21 protein-coding genes and 2 pseudogenes are annotated in these 20,307 nt (G+C 61.4%); 17 read left to right on the top strand and 6 right to left on the bottom strand.

Features of this window, described 5'->3' with window-relative positions; translation table 11 throughout:
- Window positions 1–365: 365 nt before the first annotated feature.
- The 4 genes and pseudogenes from queC to AC0YKC_RS32470 all read left to right on the top strand — a co-directional run.
- The gene (gene queC / locus AC0YKC_RS32485; protein ID WP_488514025.1) at window positions 366–1,064 is read left to right on the top strand and encodes a 7-cyano-7-deazaguanine synthase QueC; all 699 of its coding nucleotides are present in this window, start codon (window positions 366–368) and stop codon (window positions 1,062–1,064) included.
- On the top strand, window positions 1,064–1,420 hold the full coding sequence (queD, locus tag AC0YKC_RS32480) for a 6-carboxytetrahydropterin synthase QueD (protein ID WP_488514024.1): 357 nt from the start codon (window positions 1,064–1,066) through the stop codon (window positions 1,418–1,420). The genes queC and queD overlap by 1 nt, the downstream gene beginning before the upstream one ends.
- Window positions 1,417–2,151 carry a 7-carboxy-7-deazaguanine synthase QueE gene (queE, locus tag AC0YKC_RS32475; protein WP_488514023.1) on the top strand — a complete coding sequence of 245 codons (735 nt, stop codon included), beginning with the start codon at window positions 1,417–1,419 and terminating at the stop codon, window positions 2,149–2,151. The genes queD and queE overlap by 4 nt, the downstream gene beginning before the upstream one ends.
- A gap of 167 nt (window positions 2,152–2,318) precedes the next feature.
- Window positions 2,319–2,479: pseudogene (locus AC0YKC_RS32470) on the top strand (cation:dicarboxylate symporter family transporter); the annotation flags it as partial.
- Between the two features lie 222 nt (window positions 2,480–2,701).
- Here AC0YKC_RS32470 and hemN read toward each other — a convergent pair.
- Window positions 2,702–4,054, bottom strand: coding sequence for an oxygen-independent coproporphyrinogen III oxidase (gene hemN, locus AC0YKC_RS32465; protein ID WP_488514039.1), 1,353 nt, complete (start codon window positions 4,052–4,054; stop codon window positions 2,702–2,704).
- Window positions 4,055–4,226: 172 nt separating this feature from the next.
- Here hemN and AC0YKC_RS32460 point away from each other — a divergent pair, with 172 nt between their 5' ends.
- Complete coding sequence (locus AC0YKC_RS32460; RefSeq protein WP_488514022.1) at window positions 4,227–4,988, top strand: Crp/Fnr family transcriptional regulator; 762 nt, start codon at window positions 4,227–4,229, stop codon at window positions 4,986–4,988.
- 64 nt (window positions 4,989–5,052) lie between these two features.
- Here the strand turns inward: AC0YKC_RS32460 and AC0YKC_RS32455 are convergent, their stop codons facing one another.
- Together AC0YKC_RS32455 and AC0YKC_RS32450 are read right to left on the bottom strand one after the other, a co-directional pair.
- Window positions 5,053–5,256 carry a hypothetical protein gene (locus tag AC0YKC_RS32455; RefSeq protein ID WP_488514021.1) on the bottom strand — a complete coding sequence of 68 codons (204 nt, stop codon included), beginning with the start codon at window positions 5,254–5,256 and terminating at the stop codon, window positions 5,053–5,055.
- A 140-nt stretch (window positions 5,257–5,396) separates the two neighbouring features.
- Window positions 5,397–5,687, bottom strand: coding sequence for a hypothetical protein (locus tag AC0YKC_RS32450; protein WP_488514020.1), 291 nt, complete (start codon window positions 5,685–5,687; stop codon window positions 5,397–5,399).
- Window positions 5,688–6,677: 990 nt separating this feature from the next.
- Between AC0YKC_RS32450 and AC0YKC_RS32445 the strand changes: the two genes are divergently transcribed.
- The 10 genes from AC0YKC_RS32445 (at window position 6,678) to ubiM (ending at window position 17,357) form a co-directional block, all read left to right on the top strand.
- Entirely contained in the window at window positions 6,678–7,049 is a 372-nt protein-coding gene (locus tag AC0YKC_RS32445; protein ID WP_488514019.1) for a hypothetical protein, read from the top strand.
- Between the two features lie 621 nt (window positions 7,050–7,670).
- Entirely contained in the window at window positions 7,671–9,302 is a 1,632-nt protein-coding gene (gene ccoN / locus AC0YKC_RS32440) for a cytochrome-c oxidase, cbb3-type subunit I (RefSeq protein ID WP_488514018.1), read from the top strand.
- The gene (ccoO, locus tag AC0YKC_RS32435; RefSeq protein ID WP_488514017.1) at window positions 9,293–10,024 is read left to right on the top strand and encodes a cytochrome-c oxidase, cbb3-type subunit II; all 732 of its coding nucleotides are present in this window, start codon (window positions 9,293–9,295) and stop codon (window positions 10,022–10,024) included. Before ccoN ends, ccoO begins: the two co-directional genes overlap by 10 nt.
- 13 nt (window positions 10,025–10,037) lie before the next feature.
- Window positions 10,038–10,187, top strand: coding sequence for a cbb3-type cytochrome c oxidase subunit 3 (locus AC0YKC_RS32430; RefSeq protein WP_488514016.1), 150 nt, complete (start codon window positions 10,038–10,040; stop codon window positions 10,185–10,187).
- 2 nt (window positions 10,188–10,189) lie between these two features.
- Window positions 10,190–11,053, top strand: a complete 864-nt coding sequence (gene ccoP, locus AC0YKC_RS32425) for a cytochrome-c oxidase, cbb3-type subunit III (RefSeq protein ID WP_488514038.1) — start codon at window positions 10,190–10,192, stop codon at window positions 11,051–11,053.
- A 177-nt stretch (window positions 11,054–11,230) separates the two neighbouring features.
- Window positions 11,231–12,790 carry a cytochrome c oxidase accessory protein CcoG gene (gene ccoG, locus AC0YKC_RS32420; RefSeq protein ID WP_488514015.1) on the top strand — a complete coding sequence of 520 codons (1,560 nt, stop codon included), beginning with the start codon at window positions 11,231–11,233 and terminating at the stop codon, window positions 12,788–12,790.
- On the top strand, window positions 12,787–13,302 hold the full coding sequence (locus AC0YKC_RS32415) for a FixH family protein (RefSeq protein WP_488514014.1): 516 nt from the start codon (window positions 12,787–12,789) through the stop codon (window positions 13,300–13,302). Before ccoG ends, AC0YKC_RS32415 begins: the two co-directional genes overlap by 4 nt.
- Complete coding sequence (locus AC0YKC_RS32410; RefSeq protein ID WP_488514013.1) at window positions 13,299–15,584, top strand: cation-translocating P-type ATPase; 2,286 nt, start codon at window positions 13,299–13,301, stop codon at window positions 15,582–15,584. Before AC0YKC_RS32415 ends, AC0YKC_RS32410 begins: the two co-directional genes overlap by 4 nt.
- Window positions 15,581–15,736 carry a cbb3-type cytochrome oxidase assembly protein CcoS gene (ccoS, locus tag AC0YKC_RS32405; RefSeq protein ID WP_488514012.1) on the top strand — a complete coding sequence of 52 codons (156 nt, stop codon included), beginning with the start codon at window positions 15,581–15,583 and terminating at the stop codon, window positions 15,734–15,736. Before AC0YKC_RS32410 ends, ccoS begins: the two co-directional genes overlap by 4 nt.
- Window positions 15,737–16,175: 439 nt before the next feature.
- Window positions 16,176–17,357 (top strand): 5-demethoxyubiquinol-8 5-hydroxylase UbiM, encoded by a 1,182-nt coding sequence (gene ubiM, locus AC0YKC_RS32400; RefSeq protein ID WP_488514011.1) that lies wholly within the window; start codon window positions 16,176–16,178, stop codon window positions 17,355–17,357.
- 153 nt (window positions 17,358–17,510) lie between these two features.
- Here the strand turns inward: ubiM and AC0YKC_RS32395 are convergent.
- Window positions 17,511–17,961, bottom strand: a pseudogene (locus AC0YKC_RS32395) (DUF932 domain-containing protein); the annotation flags it as partial.
- 377 nt (window positions 17,962–18,338) lie between these two features.
- Here AC0YKC_RS32395 and AC0YKC_RS32390 point away from each other — a divergent pair.
- Together AC0YKC_RS32390 and AC0YKC_RS32385 are read left to right on the top strand one after the other, a co-directional pair.
- Window positions 18,339–19,103 (top strand): type II toxin-antitoxin system HipA family toxin, encoded by a 765-nt coding sequence (locus AC0YKC_RS32390; RefSeq protein ID WP_488514010.1) that lies wholly within the window; start codon window positions 18,339–18,341, stop codon window positions 19,101–19,103.
- A 125-nt stretch (window positions 19,104–19,228) separates the two neighbouring features.
- Window positions 19,229–19,489 carry a DNA-binding domain-containing protein gene (locus AC0YKC_RS32385; protein WP_488514009.1) on the top strand — a complete coding sequence of 87 codons (261 nt, stop codon included), beginning with the start codon at window positions 19,229–19,231 and terminating at the stop codon, window positions 19,487–19,489.
- Here AC0YKC_RS32385 and AC0YKC_RS32380 read toward each other — a convergent pair.
- Both AC0YKC_RS32380 and AC0YKC_RS32375 read right to left on the bottom strand, forming a co-directional pair.
- The gene (locus AC0YKC_RS32380) at window positions 19,483–19,626 is read right to left on the bottom strand and encodes a hypothetical protein (RefSeq protein ID WP_488514008.1); all 144 of its coding nucleotides are present in this window, start codon (window positions 19,624–19,626) and stop codon (window positions 19,483–19,485) included. The genes AC0YKC_RS32385 and AC0YKC_RS32380 overlap by 7 nt on opposite strands.
- 11 nt (window positions 19,627–19,637) lie before the next feature.
- A complete protein-coding gene (locus AC0YKC_RS32375; protein WP_488514007.1) occupies window positions 19,638–19,988 on the bottom strand; it encodes a hypothetical protein in 351 nt (116 codons plus the stop codon).
- Between the last annotated feature and the right edge of the window lie 319 nt (window positions 19,989–20,307).

Here is a 20,307-nt window from a genome sequence, read left to right as displayed (position 1 = left end):
CATTCGGCGCGGGCCGGGAAGGCGACGTTCATACGTGGTGCAGGGCGTCGCGGTGTCGGAAGCTATACGGCCGAAGGCGCTTAAACGCGAAGAAGTGTTGAAGTTGATGTGGCTGAGGCTAAGCAGATGGCCCATCTGACGCGGCGGGGGCGTTATCAATTGTTTGAGCGGTGAAAGCGAAGCGCGCCGGATGGTAATGACGTTCGGCTTCGTTGCAGGCTCAGTCCGCCTGAGAGCGATCTATTTGCAGCGGCACATCAGCGCATCAGACTCGGCCTCGTTCACAAACGAGACTCTCCCAAGTAATGGGAGTGCAGAGAAATCTCCGGTCGCAGCCTACCCGGTCAAAACAGGAACCCCCAACGATGAAGACTCTTGTCGTCTGCTCCGGCGGATTGGACTCCGTTTCCCTTGCTCACAAGGTGTCAGCGGAGCAAGAACTCGCCGGCCTGCTATCTTTCGATTACGGCCAACGGCACAGCAAGGAATTGGGCTTTGCCGGTCTTTGCGCGGAGCGCCTCAACGTCCTGCACCGCATCATCGACATCCGCGACATCGGCCGCGGCCTTTCCGGCTCCGCGCTGACCGATAATGTGGACGTGCCCGACGGGCATTACGCCGAAGATACGATGAAGGTTACGGTGGTACCGAACCGGAACGCCATCATGTTGGCCATCGCCTTCGGCTTCGCCGCCGCGCGCCACGCTGACGCGGTGGCGACGGCCGTGCATGGTGGGGATCATTTCATCTATCCGGACTGCCGTCCGGCGTTCATCGAGACTTTCCAGATCATGCAAGACCACGCGCTCGACGGCTACGCAAACATTCGCCTTTATACGCCTTATGTGAATCTCTCGAAGGCGGACATCGTAGAGGATGGAGCAAGACACGGCACGCCATTTGCGCAGACCTGGTCCTGCTACAAGGGCGGCGAGCGTCACTGTGGACGGTGCGGAACCTGCGTCGAGCGGCGCGAGGCGTTTCATCTCTCCAGGCACCCGGACCCCACCGACTATGAGGACGCCGACTTCTGGCTCGACGCGCTGCGCAGGAGCAGCGTGTAATGTTCCGCATCACCAAGGAATTCCACTTCTCGGCCTCGCATCAGCTCACGTCCTTGCCGCCTGACCACCAGTGCGCGCGCCTGCACGGGCATAACTACATCGTCGAAGTGGAGCTTTCCGCGAAGGAATTGAACGAGAACGGCTTCGTGCGCGACTATCACGACCTGGCGCCTTTCAAACGCTATATCGACGAGAGCTTCGACCACCGACATCTCAATGACGTGCTGGGGCATGAGCAAGTCACGGCCGAATATCTAGCCCGACATTTTTACGACTGGTGCAAGGGACGCCTGCCCGAAACCTCGGCCGTGCGGGTGAGCGAAACGCCGAAAACATGGGCGGAGTTCCGGCCATGACCGATGCCCATCCCGCAATCCGCGTGAGTGAGATTTTCGGGCCGACAATCCAGGGCGAGGGCGTGCTGATCGGCCTGCCGACGGTCTTCGTCAGAACCGGCGGGTGTGATTATCGCTGTTCCTGGTGCGACAGCCTGCATGCGGTGGACAATCAATTCCGACATGAATGGGAAATGATGTCCACTGGCGCGGTGTGGCAAAACGTGGTCGCGCTTTCCGGCGGCCATCCGTCGATGGTGTCGCTGTCAGGCGGCAATCCGGCTATCCAGCCCTTCGGTGCGCTTATCAACCGAGGCCATGACGAGGGCTACCGTTTTGCGTTGGAAACGCAAGGTTCCGTGGTCAGGGAATGGTTTGCCGATCTTGACGTGCTGGTCCTCAGCCCGAAACCGCCGTCAAGCGACATGACGACCGATTGGGCTGCTATCGAGGCCTGCCTCCAGGCGGCGCAGGACAAGCCGCAGGTCGTGCTCAAGCTCGTCATTTTCAACGAACGTGACTATGCCTACGCGAAAGACGTCGCCGTTAGATTTCCGCGGCTTCCAATCTATCTGCAACCCGGCAACCACACACCACCACGCCCCGGAAATGAAGACGCAGCTGTCGACCTTGACGGAATAATGAAACGCATGGACTGGCTGGTTGATCGCGTGACCCGCGACAGATGGTTCGAGGCCCGCGTGTTGCCACAGCTGCACGTCATGCTCTGGGGCAATAAGAGAGGCGTCTAGCCAACGCATGCTCGGACGACAACCTCCGGGCACAGCCATGGCAAGATTTCGACCATCAAGGTGTTCTGATCGCAGCCTCGCAAAGAACTTGCGTCGACCGCCTTCGAGCGACACTCGACCGAAGCACCGCGATGGAAGCCAGCGAAGGTCGGAACCACCTCGCTTCAACTGTTGTGACGGGGATCGCCGGTATGAACGATCTCCAGAACGGAGGCCGGGTTGCCGGCAAGGCGATGATCTATTTACGCGCCTACTGGACGCTCGCCTTATGGTCGGCCTGGTCGTGTCCAATGTCGTTCAACCCGGTGCCGGACTCAGCCTCGCTCCTCCTCGCTCGACGTCGAGGCCGTGGATACCATCATCTCGGCCACGGCGGCCGCGCCTTCGCGGAGCTCGCGTGACGCCGTTCGGGCAGGGCGCTAAGCCGTCACAGAGGAACCGTCAGCTGGGTATCAGCACCAAAATAACCATGAGCCACCGCAACATCCTGTACTGGGGGAACGGCTTGGCAATTCATCACAAGCGATGGCCCGGTCTTACGCTGAAATAATCAGACCGCCGCTGAGTGCTTGGCGGCTCTGCCTTCGAAATATTTGTCAAACTTCACCGCAATGCTCCTCACGAAGGGACGATTTTCCGCCGGAACGACGAACTTGTCGCCTCGCAGTTCAAGCAGTCCAGCAGGATCGTTAAGGGCGATGGAGCTTGACTGAAGAAGGAGCTTTTGGCCGGCTTTCCCAAAGCTCTCCACCAGGTCGACCGCTGAAAAGGCGAAATCGCACATCAACCGCTCGATTATCCAGCCCCTGACTCGATCGTCGTCCGAGAGCACGATGCCGCGCACAGCCGTCAACCCGCCGTCTGCGATCATGCGGCCGTACTCGCCGGTCGAAGTCGTGTTCTGCACGTAGCCTTGGCGAAACCGGCTGATCGACGACGGGCCAAGTCCGATCAAGGTCTCGCAACGATCCTCCGTATAGCCTTGAAAATTGCGATGCAAAGCCCCCGCGCGTGCCGCTAAAGCCAGCGCATCGCCGGGCTTCGCGAAATGGTCAAGCCCAATTGATTCGTACCCCTTGCCCACAATCGCTCGCGCGGCTAGTCGCGATTGAGCGAGTCGCTCCGTCGGTCCGGGGAGCCATGCCTCGTCGATCATCGTCTGATGTTTCTTAAACCAAGGCACGTGAGCGTAGCCGAACAGCGCCATCCTGTCCGGTCCCAGCGTGAGCGCCCGCGCCACGGTGGAACACAGGCTCTGCCTGGTTTGATGCGGCAGGCCATAGAGCAGATCAAGGTTCACGGAATCCACTCCGCGGGAGCGAATGCCATCGACAACTGCCTTGGTCTGCAAAAAGCTCTGCTCACGGTTGATCGCCTTTTGCACTTTCGGATCGAAATCCTGCACGCCGAGGCTTGCCCGCGTCATGCCTATTTTGGCAAGCGCGTCGAGGCGGCCTTCGTCCATATCGTTCGGATCGATTTCGACGCTGATCTTTACATTGTTGAAAAAATCGAAATTGTCCCGCAGCACCGCTCCCAAGGTCACCATATCCTGCGGCTTCAGCATCGTCGGCGAACCGCCGCCCAGATGAACCGCGCGAACTCGACAACCCTTGCCGCTGACAAGGCCGCCAACTATCATGATCTCCGCATGCAGCGAACGCAGATAAGCGGCCAGCGGCTCATAGTGGCGCGTCTGTTTGGTATGGCACGCGCAGAACCAGCAGAGCCTGTCGCAATAAGGGATATGCAGGTAAAGCGATAGCTCGCCACCGCCTTCGAGCGCCTCCAGCCAGTCGCGGTAAACGACCGCATCGATGCCCGGATGGAAATGCGGCGCGCTCGGGTAACTGGTATAGCGCGGGACGTTCTCGCCAAGTTTGGCAGCTAGCTCGGGTCGCATGTCGTGGTCCATTTTTTTGCGTCGCCGGGACTCTGGACGCTAATATGCGCCCAAGCCCTGATTTCGATCAGGCTGCGGAACGACAAACTGCCGCAACGATTTTTCTACCGTGGATTGTTATCCTGCCGGCGCTTGGGACCGGGAGGGCGATCAGATCGGGAGAGCGATCAAAATGACAGCACGGCAGGACATCCGCAGTTCCGATATTCCCTTTTATTGCCTGTCTTGCCAGGCACGGCACCGCGGCGTCTGCGGCGCGCTGCATCCAGATCACTTGGCCCGGCTCGCCAAGACGTCGTCGCGGCACAGGATCGAAGCTGGGGTCGAGCTGATGGGTGACGCCGAGGCCGTCGACAGCTATTCAAACCTGCTTTCGGGCGTTGTGAAGCTGACGAAGAGCCTTTCGGACGGCCGCCAGCAGATCGTCGGCCTCCAGTTCGCGCCGGATTTTCTGGGACAGCCGTTCAAGGTGAAAAGTGCGATCAATGCGGAAGCGGCAACAGCTGTCTCTCTGTGCTCCTTTCCGAGAGCGGCCGTCGAACAAATGATGAAGCAATCACCCGAGCTCCAGCATCGCCTGTTCAAGCAGACGCTAAACGAGCTCGACGAGGCTCGCGAATGGATGGTGACCCTGGGATGCAAGACCGCACCCGAGAAGGTGGCGAGCTTTCTTCTCTTGATCGCCCGCAATATCGATTCCCGTGGGGGCCGGGCCGGGTCGGCGTGCTTCGATCTGCCGCTGACGCGTGCCGAGATCTCTGATTTCCTTGGAATTCGAGACGAGACGGTGAGCCGTGAGCTGACCAGACTGAGAATGGACGGCGTGATCCGGATCGAGAACAACCGTCGTGTCATTGTGGACAGCCTGAACCGCCTGGAACAGCGCCACGGCGGGCGGCGGCCGAGGCGCCACCGCCCGAAGAACGAGACTTGAGCGGCGAGGCCAGCCAACGCGCACCCCAAGAGACCTGCCCAAAGCTCACGGGGCTAAGCGATGGCTAATCGTCCGAGCCACTATCGGTGAAAGGCGAGGCGCTCGGCACGCATTGTAGTAACCAGCCCGCCGGAGTTGGTTGCTTCTGATATTCGGTAAGGGCTGCCGTGCACTGTTCGCGCTTGTCGAAGGTGCTGGGAAGAACGGTCATTCCTCCCCCTGGTCCGGCGATTACCAGATACCAGACCAATGCTACGCTCGAAGTCATGGAGATTTCCTTCTTCTGCCATCCGGGCTGTTGACGCCCGAATCGAGCGGACCCTAACAACTTCGGGCGGGTGGTAAAAGCATGGCCAGCATCATCCCGTTGGGGGAGCCAAGATCACGCCGGCAAGAAGGATTTACAGGCTAGGCGCTGCCGTCCGTTTCGCTTTCCTCGTCGACCATCCGAACGGGCAGATATGCGTTCGTTTCCAGCCACTCGCGAACGATGATGCCAATGAGTTCCGAGCGGGTAACTTTCATTTCGGCGGCAATCGAGTTCAACGCATCGTCTGTCGCTGGCTCAAGAGGCACGCCGGCGACGTTCCGGAGCATCAGCGCCGCGCGCCGAAGGGTAATCTGCAGATCCGCCCGCGACATGTCGGCGATGCCGTTGGCGGCGCTTTCAAGTTCTTCGGCGATGGATATGCGTGTCATTATTTCACCTGTGATCGGTGGCCATTTTATTCGGCCTTCCGGCGGGTCTGCATCGCCTACAGCCCAAAGGCCGATGGCTCACGACGCAGCCAAAGTCGGCGGCGGTGCTGGCCATTGCCGACGTCGAGCGAAGGACGCCGGGTGTTCATCCCCACGCGGCCAAGAAATGCTTTTTGGTCATTTCGCCGACACAAGCCGCAGCCATCTCTGCTGCCATCTAGCCGGTCAAGAGTCGAGAGGTACCAGTGTATCCCACCGCCTACTGACCACCACACGCTTCGTGCCTTATCCGCTCCGGCTGAAGTCGGCAGTCAAGGAGTCATCGCTTCATATCAAGCATTGCAGCCGGAGGAGAGTGGTCAACGTCTCTGTAATGAGCACCGCTGCGCCTGGGACCAATACCAGCAGCCTCCCACGCTGGTCCCAGACACAAACTTGGAGTGGATAGCGAAAGTTTCTGCGCGCTACCTCGGGCGCGACGACCCCTCGCGAGGATCTATCTGCTTCTGACTTACCCAACATTCACGACCATTTCGCGGAGATAGGGTTCCCTGGGTCAACATCCGGGACGTCCGCTTGCCTGGGAAGACGACAGAACGAGCATCGAATGCCAACTTGATAAAGGGCCGGGCAGGCGCACTGGCGAAACAGCATTTGCACGATGCACCAAGCGTCTCGTAAAAGGTCCACCCGAGAAGCGTGGACCTCCAGATCGCGGCGGCGGCGCAGACTTTTAGCCCGCCCGACCTAAAGTCGGTTGATAAAAATGCGCTCGTTCTAGGATATAAGAACGCTTCTCGATCAAGCACCGACTGCGCTACCAGCTAGGGGTATGGACGAAGAGGGTGACGACACCGTCGAGGAAAGCGACGGCAGCGACGCCCGGCGCTGGGTCCTCGGTCTTGACTTAATCGGCGGCGATGTACAGGGACTGGCCAGAGCTGAATCATAACCGCGCATACACCTGCTGCGGCTGATGGAGGGAGGCCGTTGGACGAGAACGATCCGGAGAAAGAGCAGATCGAGACGATTTTTCGCAACGGTACCATCACCGTCGTGGGGATCTTGCTTGCCTTTTCGCTCGGCTTCATCACGCATTGGGCTGCCAATCCCATGCCGTGGGGATTTTACGACCTGGTCGCCGTTCTGCCGATCCTGTTCGGCATCGGGTTGCAGATGCGGGCGCTGTCCATGCTGCTCGACATGACTTCGCTGCGCCGACCCATTTACGAGCGCGCTAACCGCATCTTTATGGCGGGGCTCATCCTGACCGCATGCGGCGTGGGGCTGGCCATCCTGCTAGATGTTTTCGAGATGTCGGCGAACGGTTCGCTCCCCGGCGCTCGACGGCCCTGCGCTTAGGCCCTGCCGACGGGCGTCAAGTCCAGGTGTCCGCTGATGCTCCTCCTAAGCGGCGCTCCCGCGAAAAGAGGGAGGCGCTCTCGAGGGTGCGCGAAAGCGTCCCCGTCAGGAACGTTCGAGCGATGGTCCGAACGTACTGCAATGACGAGGCGAGGGCGGCAAATTCCATCGCGGTTCAGAACAATCAACGGGAGCATCCGAACGTCCTCGTCCACTGCAGCATCCCGGCTGTGCACTGCTGATCGGCGAAGGCAGAAGCAGTTGGACTCCGTCAGGCCCGAGCCCTGCGGAAGGGGGCATCAAGCGATACTTCGGTGGCGTCGGTGAGCGGGACAGCAGGCCGGTCGGCGGCTTGCTGGGCGGTCGGGAGATAGCATCATGCGTTTATCGACTTGCTCGGCGCGAACGAGCCCTTCCGCTGCAGGGGCGGTTCGACTCGCATTGCCTGGGGAGGGCAGCGAAGGAGTTGCCCGAGTCGGATACCCAACTTTGACTGTAGCGCCAGCTGCTAGAGGCAAAAATCCTGCGGCTCTGATCTGGATCAGGGCAAACAGGCCGGGACTGCGCAATCAATGCGCTGCGGATTTGGCGTCCGCCGAAATTTTCAGATCGGGACTCGCGATGAAATTCGGCACAGAGATCGTCCTTGTAAGCCTGTTTGCCTTTTGTGCCCTTGTGGCCGCCGGCTTTGGCGTGGACGGACCTTTTCGCCAGCACATGTGGATTTTGTTCTTCGCCGCCACGGGCTTCACCGCAATCCTGCTACGCAACACGGATTTCAAGCCGGCCGTTCCGGTTGATCCTTCCGCCTACATGGATGGTCCGATCCGCTATGGCGCCATCGCGACGGTATTCTGGGGCGTCGTTGGCATGCTGGTCGGCGTGGTCATCGCGATGCAGCTTGCCTATCCGGGTCTCAACGTCGAGCCCTGGTTCAATTTCGGCCGCCTGCGGCCGCTGCACACTTCCGGCGTCATCTTCGCCTTCGGCGGCAACGCGCTGCTCTGCACGTCCATGTATGTGGTGCAGCGCACCTGCCGGGCACGCCTTTTCGGCGGCAATCTCGCCTGGTTCGTGTTCTGGGGGTATCAGCTTTTCATCGTCATGGCTGCGACCGGCTATCTGCTCGGCATCACCGAAGGCCGCGAGTATGCCGAGCCGGAATGGTATGTCGACCTTTGGCTGACGATCGTCTGGGTCGCGTATCTGATCCTTTTCCTTGGCACCATCCTGAAGCGCAAGGAACCTCACATTTACGTCGCCAACTGGTTCTATCTCTCCTTCATCGTCACCATCGCGATGCTCCACGTCGTCAACAACCTGTCGATGCCGGCGTCATTCCTGGGATCGAAGAGCTACTCGGCATTCTCAGGTGTTCAGGATGCACTTACCCAGTGGTGGTACGGCCACAATGCCGTGGGCTTCTTCCTGACCGCCGGTTTCCTCGGCATGATGTATTATTTCGTGCCCAAGCAGGCGAATCGACCAGTCTATTCCTACCGCCTTTCGATCGTCCACTTCTGGGCCCTGATCTTCCTGTACATCTGGGCCGGCCCGCACCACCTCCACTACACCGCCTTGCCCGATTGGGCGCAGACGCTGGGCATGGTGTTCTCGATCATGCTGTGGATGCCCTCCTGGGGCGGCATGATCAACGGCCTCATGACGCTGTCGGGCGCCTGGGACAAGATTCGCACCGATCCGATCATCCGCATGATGGTTGCGGCCGTCGCCTTCTACGGCATGTCGACCTTCGAGGGTCCGATCATGTCGATCAAGACGGTCAACTCGCTGAGTCATTACACCGACTGGACCATCGGCCACGTACACTCCGGCGCGCTTGGCTGGGTCGGCATGATCTCGTTCGGCGCGATCTACTACATGGTGCCCAAGCTCTGGAACCGCGAGCGGCTCTATTCGCTGCGGCTTGTCACATGGCACTTCTGGCTGGCGACGCTCGGCATCGTTGTCTACGCCGCTGTCATGTGGGTGTCCGGCATCATGCAGGGGCTCATGTGGCGCGAATACGACGAGCAGGGCTTCCTGGTCTACTCCTTCGCCGAAACCGTCGCCGCCATGCATCCCTATTATGTCATGCGCGCCGCCGGCGGCGCCATGTACCTCTCCGGCGCGCTGATCATGGCGTGGAACGTCACCATGACCATCCGCGGCTACCAACGCGAGGAGGATCCGATGCCGGGCTCCGCGCCCGCCCTCGAGCCTGCGCAATCAGGAGCCAGAAAATGGGCTTGATGGACAGGCACGCAACCATCGAGAAGAACGCCACGCTGCTTCTTGTCGGATCCCTGCTGGTCGTGACCGTCGGCGGCATCGTCGAGATCGCGCCGCTCTTCTATCTCGACAACACGATCGAGAAGGTCGATGGCATGCGGCCCTACTCGCCGCTAGAACTTGCCGGGCGCAACATCTACGTGCGCGAGGGATGCTACCTCTGCCACAGCCAGATGATCAGGCCGTTCCGAGACGAGGTGGAGCGCTACGGCCATTACAGCCTGGCGGCTGAGTCGATGTACGATCACCCGTTCCAGTGGGGGTCCAAACGCACCGGACCGGATCTCGCGCGCGTCGGCGACCGCTACTCCAACGCGTGGCACGTCCAGCACCTTACTGACCCGCGTTCCGTCGTGCCGGAATCAATCATGCCGCGCTACGGCTTCCTGGCTGACACGCTGATCGAGGTGAAGGACTTTTCTACGCATCTCGTTGCCAGCAAACGCGTTGGCGTCCCATACACTGATGACATGATCTCGCACGCCAACGCCGATCTGATGGCACAGGCCGACCCCAACGCGGACACATCCGCACTGGAGAGCCGCTATCCCAAAGCCAAGGTCGGCGACTTCGACGGCAACCCCCAGCAGGTCACCGAGATGGACGCCCTAGTGGCCTACCTGCAGATGCTCGGCACGCTCGTCGATTTCAAGAACTACGACGAAGCCGCCGGCTACCGCTGAGGAGAAACAACCGATGGAATACAATATGATGCGCGAATTCGCAGACAGCTGGGGCATGCTCGCCATGGTGCTCTTCTTTGCTGGATGCGTCGCCTTCGCGCTCCGACCGGGCGGTTTCAGCCAGGCTGACGAAACCGCGCGCATCCCCTTCAGAGACGACTGATGATGAGCACACAGTATATCGATGATATGTCGGGCATCTCGACCACCGGCCATGAATGGGACGGCATCAGGGAGCTCAACAACCCCCTTCCGCGCTGGTGGGTGTTCACCTTCTACGTCACCATCGCATGGGCGATCGGCTACACCATCGCGTATCCCGCCTGGCCGATGCTGAGCTCCGTCACCAAGGGCGTCCTGGGCTTTTCCAGCCGCAACGCGGTCAAGAACGAGCTGGCGGCGGCAGAGTCCGCCCAGGCCGAATATGTCGCGGCCATACAGTCCAAGACCGTTGCGGAAGTTGCGGCCGACGAGACATTGCGCGAATTCGCCGTCGCTGCCGGCTTTGCGGCGTTCCGGGTCAATTGCGTGCAGTGCCACGGCTCCGGCGCGCAAGGCTCCAAGGGTTTTCCCAATCTCAATGACGACGATTGGCTGTGGGGCGGCAAGGTCGAGCAAATCCAGCAGACGATTTCACACGGCGTGCGCTTCATAACAGACCCGGATACGCGCGTGTCGGAAATGCCCGCTTTTGGCGACGTCATCACGGCTGAGCAGATCACTCAGGTCAGCGCCTATGTGGCGAGCTTGTCGGGACCGGTCAAAGACGCCAGCATGGTCGAGCCCGGCGCCAAGGTCTTCGCGGACAACTGCATCGCTTGTCATGGTGAGGATGCGAAGGGTGACAAGGAGTTAGGCGCACCCGATTTGACCGATGCCATCTGGCTCTATGGACCGGGCGAGACTGCCATCGCCGCCCAGGTCCGCGCCCCGAAACAAGGCGTAATGCCGGCCTGGATCGATCGTCTCGGCGAGATCAAGGTCAAGGAATTGGCTGTCTATGTCCATTCGCTTGGCGGCGGAGAATAGGCGGCGGCCTATTCTCGACCCTCCCCGCGCCAAGCGACGAGGCCCGGCGCACGCCGGGCCTCGACCATTTGCGATAACCGGCGGTGCTGCGTGCAATGGCGGCAAACCTTGCCCCACAGCTGCCAGAACCATGGTCGGCGTCGGCCGCGAAATCGCCGCTTGTGACTGGAGCTGCTCGTGCTTGACAACAAGCAGATAGGACGACTGAAAGCCGAAGCGGTCAATTCCGCAAAGACACGACAGCCGCTATATGCTGCGCGCAAGAAGATCTTTCCGAAGCGGGCCTCCGGCCGTTTCCGCCAGTTCAAATGGGTGGTGATGGCGATCACGCTCGGCATCTATTACCTGACGCCATGGCTGCGCTGGGATCGGGGTCCCTTCGCTCCCGATCAGGCCGTCCTCATCGACCTGGCCAATCGCCGGTGCTATTTCTTCTTCATCGAGATCTGGCCGCAGGAATTCTACTACGTCGCCGGTCTTCTCATGATGGCGGGCGTAGGCCTTTTCCTGATCACATCGACGGTCGGGCGGGCCTGGTGCGGCTATACCTGTCCGCAGACCGTCTGGGTCGACCTGTTCCTTGTCGTGGAACGGGCGATCGAAGGCGATCGCAATGCCCGCATAAAGCTGGACGCCGCCCCATGGAGCGCTCGCAAGCTCTTCCTGCGCGCCTCCAAGCGCGCCATCTGGCTCGCAATCGCGGCGGCCACCGGCGGCGCCTGGATCTTCTATTTCGCCGACGCGCCGAAGCTGCTCGGCGAAGTCGTCACCGGCACGGCGGCGCCCATCGCCTATGTCACGATCGCCGTGCTCACCGGCACCACCTATGTGTTCGGCGGGCTGATGCGGGAGCACGTTTGCACTTACATGTGCCCATGGCCGCGCATCCAGGCCGCCATGCTCGACGAAAACTCGCTGACGGTGACGTATAACGACTGGCGCGGCGAGCCGCGTTCGCGCCACGCCAAGAAGGCCTCGGCCGCGGGGCAATCAGTCGGCGATTGCGTCGACTGCAACGCCTGTGTCGCCGTTTGTCCGATGGGTATCGACATCCGCGACGGCCAGCAGCTGGAATGCATAACCTGCGCGCTGTGCATCGACGCCTGCGACGGCGTCATGGACAAGATCGGCCGTGAACGCGGGCTGATTTCCTATGCGACGCTTGCGGATTACAACGCCAACATGGCGCTGGCCACCTCCGGGGGCACCGGCCCGGTCAATCCGGCGCTGGTAAGAACGCCAAGCGGCAGCTTCGCCGACGGCTTGGCGCATTTCCATCTCGGCAAGATCTTCCGGCTGCGCACCTACATCTACCTCGGCGTATGGTCGGCGATCGGCCTGGTGCTCGTCTATTCGCTGCTGACGCGCGAACGGCTGGAACTGAATGTCCTGCATGATCGCAATCCGCAGTTCGTGACGCTCTCGGACGGCTCGATCCGGAACGGCTATACGGTCAAGCTGCTCAACATGATACCCGAGCCGCGGACCATCGAGGTCACGCTGCTGGGCCTTGAAGGCGGCGAGATGAGCATCGTCGGCATCGACCAGCCCGCGAGTCGCTCGTTCTCCATTCCAGTCGAACCCGACCGTCTGAAGACGCTCAGGATCTTCGTCAGGCAACCAGCCGGCCCGATCGGCAAGCCGGCCCAGAGCTTCGAATTCCGCATCGACGACAAGGCGAGTTCCGAATCCGCCGAATACACCGCCAGTTTCAACGCGCCGGAGAACAGCAGATGAGCGCCGAAATGCGAAAGCCGCGCGAGTTCACGGGGCGGCATATGCTGATCTCCATTCTTGTCTTCTTCACGGTCGTGATCGGCGTCAACGTTATGTTGGCCACGCTCGCCCGGAAGAGTTGGCCCGGACTGGTCGTTGAGAACACCTATGTCGCCAGCCAGCATTTCAACGAGGAAGCGAGGAAGGGAAGGGCGCAAGCCGCACTCGGCTGGACTGGCAAGCTGAGCATCGCCTCCGGCGAGATACGCTACCGGCTTGTCGACAGCCGGGGCAAGCCGGTGCCGTTGCATGGCGTCAGGATGCTGTTCCGCCACCCGGCTTACGAAGCCGAGGACGAAGCCGTCACACTTGCCGCATCCGCCGGCGGCGCGCCTGGGAACACGCTAGAGTTTGCCGCCCGGCACACGCCGAAGGATGGCGTCTGGATCCTCGAGATCGATGCGGATGCCGGACTGACGTCGCCGTTTCGTGACGTTCGCCGCGTCATAGTTTCGAAAGGAGCCCTGCAATGAGCTGCTGCGCGCCTGGAGCTGAAATGGCGTTGGAGGTTGCCGCCCCAGCGTCCGCATCGCCGTCGAGCGAGGAGATCAAGCTGGCGAGCCGCTCCCTGGAAGGCGACATTCACCAGACCGAGCTGTCGGTGCCGACGGTTCATTGCGGGGCTTGCATCCAAGCGATCGAGGCTGCGCTTGGCAGGGTCGAGAACGTTGAGTCCGCTCGCGTCAACCTGTCGACGAAGCGCGTGTCGATTCGCTGGCACGGAGACAGCGTCCCGCCATTCTTTGCCGTGCTCGGCCGGCTCGGCTATCAGGCGCACCTGTTCGACCCAGAAATTCACGAGAAGGACAGGACGCTCTCGGAGCTGATCCGTGGCGTCGCCGTGGCAGGCTTTGCTGCCGGCAACATCATGCTGCTGTCGGTGTCGGTCTGGTCCGGTGCGGAAGGTCCAACACGCGATCTGTTTCATTGGCTGTCCGCGTTGATCGCCATCCCGGCGCTGGCTTTCGCCGGCGGTATTTACTTCCGCTCCGCGGCGAACGCGCTGCGCCACGGCCGGATGAACATGGACGTGCCGATCGCGGTGGGGGTTTCGCTCGCCTACGCGATGAGCCTCTATGAGACCATCAATCACGGTGAGCACGCCTATTTCGACGCCTCGGTGTCGCTGCTGTTCTTCCTGCTGATCGGGCGCACGCTGGATCACGTGATGCGCGAGCGGGCGCGAACCGCGGTCAATGGCCTGTCACGGCTTGCCGCGCGCGGGGCCGTCGTCCTGCGCGACGACGGAATACGCGAATACGTGCCCGTAGCCGAACTCGCGCCGGGAATGCGCCTGCTCATTGCGGCCGGAGAACGGATACCGGTCGACGGCGATATCATCAGCGGCAATTCCGACCTGGATTGCTCGATCGTCTCGGGCGAGAGCGCGCCCAAAACCGTGAGCGCCGGCACCCATATCCAGGCTGGCACGTTGAACCTGACGGGCCCGCTGACGATCCAGGCAACCGCCGCCGCGAAGGATTCCTTCCTGGCGGAAATGGTCAGGCTGATGGAAGCCGCCGAGGGCGGCCGCTCGCGCTACAGGCGCATCGCCGACCGCGTATCGGCACTCTACGCGCCCGTGGTCCATCTTGCGGCCTTTGCCACCTTCCTTGGCTGGATGATAGCGTCAGGCGATTGGCACCGCGCCCTCACCATCGCTATCGCCGTGCTCATCATCACCTGCCCCTGCGCGCTCGGCCTCGCGGTCCCGATCGTCCAGGTCGTAGCGGCGCGGCGCCTGTTCGAGGCCGGCGTCATGGTCAAGGATGGTTCGGCAATGGAGCGTCTCGCGGCGATCGACGCAGCTGTGTTCGACAAGACCGGAACGCTGACGCTGGGGCTGCCCAGGCTCGTCGACGCTGCATCGATCGATCCGGCCATGCTGGCGATCGCGGCGGACCTGGCAACTCATTCCCGGCACCCGTTTTCAAAGGCGCTGGCGTCATACGGAACCGCTCGCAGCCGGACCAAATTCGACCGCGTGCAGGAAGAGCCGGGCTTCGGCATCGAAGCGTCGGTCGGCGACGACATCTGGCGCCTTGGCCGGCGCGGCTGGGCCGCATGGAAGGCCAGCACAGACGGGGAGGGAAGCTATGGCGGCCTTGGCGGCACGGTTCTCGCTAAGAATGGCAGGATCGCCGCATGCTTCGTCTTCGAGGATTCAATGCGAGCCGACGCGAAAGCGGCGGTGCAAAGATTGAAAGACGACGCCATCCCGGTCGAGATGCTCTCGGGCGATACTGCGAGAGCCTGCGACGAAGTGGCAGGGACCTTGGGCATCGATAGCTTCGTGCCGGCCTTGCTGCCCTCGGGAAAGGTCGAGAGGATCGAGGCGTTGGCCCGCGCCGGCCGCAAGGTGCTGATGGTGGGCGATGGCCTCAACGACACGCCGGCGCTGGGCGCCGCGCATGTCTCGATGGCTCCTGCGAGCGCGGCCGACATTGGCCGCCAGGCCGCGGATTTTGTCTTCCTGCGCGAAAGCCTGCTGGCGGTGCCGCTCACCCTGGATGTATCGCGCAGGGGTGGCCCGCTCATCCGCCAGAACATCGCAATCGCGATCATCTACAACGCGTTCGCCGTGCCCATCGCCATCCTCGGACATGTGACGCCGCTCCTCGCGGCGATCGCGATGAGCGCCTCCTCGCTGATCGTGATCGCAAATGCGATGCGGCTTCGGGCAACGGCGAATGGAACGCCTGGAGCGGCTCGGGCCAGGCGCCGCACCGATGTCATCGAAGCAGCCCGTCCATGACCACGCTCGTCTATCTTATTCCGGTAGCGCTGTTCCTGGGGGCGCTCGGTTTGTCGGGCTTCCTATGGGCATGGAGGAGTGGTCAATACGAGGATCTTCAGGGGGCTGCTGTGCGCATCCTTCTCGACCTGGACGACAAGCCTGGATCCTGACCCAGATCACTGTGCCGACGATTGTGCCGATGGTAAGCCGAGCCGGCGCGGTGTGGAACAACTTGCTGAGGCTGGCCGCCCGAAAGGTAGCGAGCTACTTCAAAATAACCTGACCGGACCGAGGCAAGATCTCTGGCGAGCGACCAGCCGACCGTGAACCCGCCGTTGCCGGCTTTGTCATGTCTGGCTGATCCAGATCAAGGCTATCTTCTCATCGGCGTGGTTTGGTCGCCAACCTTTCAAGGGAGAACGCCATGTCTAACAGACAGTTTGGTCGTCAGCATCAGCGAACCGTCGACCTGCGAATGTCACTTGTTGGCGGCCGATCTCCCTGGCTGGACGTATCCAAGGGCCGATTCTACCAGCCACGTTCCTGGCTGCCCAGCGTAACCGGTCCCCAGTATCTAACGCAGATGGCTGACGCGATGGCGGCGCGCTGATGGCCGCCTGCGACGACAGTTTCGACATCATTGTGGCCGGAGCCGGGCCGATCGGACTTTCCTTCGCCGCATCGTTGGCAAAGAGCGATCTCAAAGTGGCAGTGGTCGAACAGCAGGCCCTGGAAAAGGTGGTGAATCCCCCTTTCGATGGTCGCGAGATCGCGCTGACCTACGCCTCGATCAGGATCCTTCAAGAGCTCGGCGCCTGGGATGCCATCTCCGCTTCGCACAAATCCCCCGTGCAAGGCGCCCGCGTGCTCAACGGATCGAGCCCTTTCGCTCTGTGTTTCGATCCTCCAAGAGGGTCTGCAGAACCACTCGGATTTCTCGTCCCGAATTGTCGGATCCGCGATGCCCTGTTCAAGATCATCCGCCTGCACGATCATGCCCAGCTGCTATGCGGTCACTCGGTCGTCGGTGTAACAAACAACCACAAAGGAGCGGTCGTACAGCTTTCTGACGGGAGGCGGTTGACGGCTCGGCTTCTGGTTGCGGCGGACTCGCGTCTGTCGCGCACGCGCGACCTGCTCGGCATCGCTGCCGACATCAATCGGCTAGGCAGCTCGATGCTGATTTGCCGGGTGAGGCACGAGCGTGCCCATGACCAGGTTGCAATCGAATGGTTCGATCATCATCAGACGATAGCGATGTTGCCGCTGATGAAAGGCTTGTCGTCGCTGCTTCTCACGTTGCCCTCAAAAGAAGCCGATAGACTTGTTGCTTTCGACGACGATCTGTTCGTGACGGAATTGACGCACCGCTGTCGAGGGCGCCTCGGAAAAATGACCCTGGCCAGCACACGCCATTGCTATCCGCTGGTCACCACGTGGGCGCACAGGTTTTGGGCTCACAGCGCTGCACTCATCGGCGACGCTGCCATTGGCATGCACCCGGTGACTGCGCACGGATTCAACATTGGCCTCAGCGGCCAAAAGCAGCTCGCCCGTAGAATCCTGTCAGCACGTCACGACCGACGTGACATTGGCGATCCCGGCATGCTCCACAGATATGAAAGCTGCCTGCGCCTCTCGGCTACACCGCTCTATCACGCTACCAATCTTCTCGTCGGACTATACTCGGGCGAGCACGCGGCAGCACGGTTTGCAAGACATGCCGGCCTTCGCCTTGCCCAGTATTTTCCCTTTGTGCGCCACGGCATTTCGGCCATGCTGAGGCGGTGAAACATAGGCGTGGGAATGATTCAGGCCCCAAAACGCTGCCGAAAATACGCCAATCTGCGCCGCCCTTGAGGCGCTGAAACCAAAAGCAAAAATCTACAAGGTTGCTGACCGTGAATGGCATGTACGTCCCGGTCATGCCCTGTGGCGCGATCTCGCGCGCAGCTCGACGCGGCCGCAGTCTGTCTCGAGGGTCTTTGATCTGCTCAGCCCGGTTGGAGCTCAGGCCATATTGCAGATTGATGCCGGCAAGCGCGGCGGGAAGCTGGCGCAGATAGCCGGCGGGGCGCCGACCAGGCTGGCAAGTTGGCCGAAAGGACCAATGGGTCGGCGCTACGGGTGCCTCTGCGCCAGGCAGCATTAGCGCCAGCCGCTCCGGATCGTTGCGATTGGCCTCGACATGGATCAGCGCGCTTTCCACACGCGGGTCTGGCTGCGATCGGCGCGGTCGCGCACTGACCGGGCCAGTTCCGACAGCGAAAGGTAGCGCTCGTCCGCCGGGCGCGAAAACCATTCGGACGAGACGCGGCCGATGCGTTCACCGCGCGTGACGTCCTCCTTGTAGCCGCCGTTCGACGTCCGGCGCGCAAAGAAGCTGCATGTTCATGGGATCGATCTCCACGACGGGCGCGGGAGCCTCTCTCCCAGCCTCTTCACGGAAACCCGGTCCGCTCTCTCACTCTGGAGGCGTTGCGGGGATCTCCCCGCTCGAAGGGTCGGCTGAGACAATGGCTCGACATCAGGGGAAAGCTTTCCCCTCCTTCTGCCTCAGATATGTCGAAACGAGGCGCTCTCGCTGCCGGGAGGGCGCACGCTTTCCGACGATGCCTGCCGGCAAGGCGCGTTGCGCTTTCTGGATGACAAGGGCGAGGTCATTCGTGGAAAGCCGGCCGACGCCGTTCCGCGTCTGGTCGATCTCGAAACCATCACGGCGATCCGCGAGCCTATGAGCAAGGCAAGGAAATCTCGCCCGAGGAGATGCAGGTGCTGGCCGGCGCCGGCGGCTCCGGCGGCGCTCGCCCCAAAGCCAATGTCAGGGACGGCGATGCGCTGTGGCTGGCGAAGTTCACCTCGGTCCACGATCAACAGCCGATCGAGCGCGTCGAGGTCGTGACCCTCCGCTTGGCGGCGGCCTGCGGTATCCGCACACCCGAGACACGGTTAGAACTGGCGGACACGCCGTTTCCAGTTGCTCTGATCCAGCGGTTCGACCGGCGTGGGGCCACGCGGATTCCCTACATCTCCGCGCGCACCGCACTCGGCAAGAGGGGGGCGGAACTAGGTTCCTATACCGAGATCATCGATTTTATGCGGTCTTATTCCTCCGACCCCATGGCCGACTTTCGCGAACTCTATCGGCGTCTGATCTTCACCATTCTCGTGTCCAACAAGGATCACCTGAAGAACCACGACTTCCTTTATGTTGGGGCGGGTCAGTGGCGCTTGTCGCCGGTATTCGACGCGAACCCGGCGCCGGATCGCAACCCGCATCTCGAGACGGCGATCCTTGAGGGCGGCGCCCATGATCGGTCTATCAACCTCGCGCTGGAAGCCTGCGAGTTTTTCGAGATTCCCCAGGCCGAGGCACGGGAGACGATCCGGACAATGGCGCGGCGTATTTCGGATGGATGGCGAGAAGCTCTGCGCCAGGTGGGTCTCTCGGGCGCGCTGGTCCGCGACTATGAGCCAGCCTTCGACCATGATCACATGGCGACAGCACTCCATGTAATCATATCTGACAATTTATAGCGTCTTATCTATCAGATATGGCGGGTCGTAAGCCCGAGCGCCTTTGCGGCGCGCGCCTCCTCGCTTGTCTCCCGCCGACATAGGCCTCGCGTGCCGCCAGCTCGGTGTGAGGCGAGCCCGCCTTTATGAACTTCTCGGTCGATATCGAGCCTCTCCTGTCGCGAGCTCGCTGCTCGGCCACAACCCGGCCGGCGAAAGGGCGGTGGCGCCTGTCGCAAGAGATGGAGGCGCTCATCGAGACCGCGATGCGCGACACCTACCGCAGGCGGGAGAAGCCTTCGATCACTGCCCTGCATGACCGCGTTCGAGAGTTGTGCCGAGCTTGCGGAAAGGTAGCGCCTTCCTGGAAGGCGGTAAGAGCCCGTGTAGAGCTTGCCGATCACTGATGCGTGATCGGGACGGCGCGAAGGCGGCGCGTGAACGGTTTGAACCCGTGGTGCAGGAATATCGCGCCGATCATGCGCTTCACATCGTCCAGATCGACCACACATTGGTCGATCTGTTTATTCTTGATGCCGTGCATCGCCGACCCCTTTAGCGGCCTTGGCTGACGCTGGCCATCGACATTGCAAGCCGCATGGTCGCGGGATTGTATCTCACTCTGGAAAGTCCGTCGTCGGCATCTGTAGCCCTGTGCATCCAACACATGGTGATGCCGAAGGAACCCTCGCTTGAGGCACGCGATATCAAGGCGGTGTGGCCGGTTTTCGCGCTGCCTGACGTGATCCACGCCGACAACGGCAGGGAATTCCATGGAAAGGCGACGGCCTCGTCGTATTGGATCTGTAGATCCGTCACTTCCTTTTTGGAGTCGTCGATATTGATTGCATGATCCGCAGCGCAGTGGCTTCCGAAACCAAGAATCCTGCATCCCCTGGCCGCCAATCCGCTTCGCCGTCAAAACACCGTGCGGGAATTCTGCACGTACGGATTGTAGGTGGGGCGCTCAGCAATTAGCGTCCCTACCGCGATCGCCTGCGGCGGCGCTGGGCTGATGCTCCTACGGCCGCACTGTTAAACCGGTCTCGGGGCATCCAGCACCGAACTGACTTGGTCGTAAGCGTCACGAGCACCGCACCACTATCCTTGCTTGACAGAAGCAGGATGCAGATGCGGGCCGCTTTGACTCGCTTGGGCATGAAGTACGAGCGGATGGCGACGACGGCCCTGGCGATGGCAGCGACGCCTTCGTCGTCGAGCCGGG

It is taken from the genome of Mesorhizobium sp. CNPSo 4661 (assembly GCF_057784215.1).
Note: the sequence above shows the minus strand (reverse complement) of the source record. Positions and strands in the feature narration are given on the sequence as shown.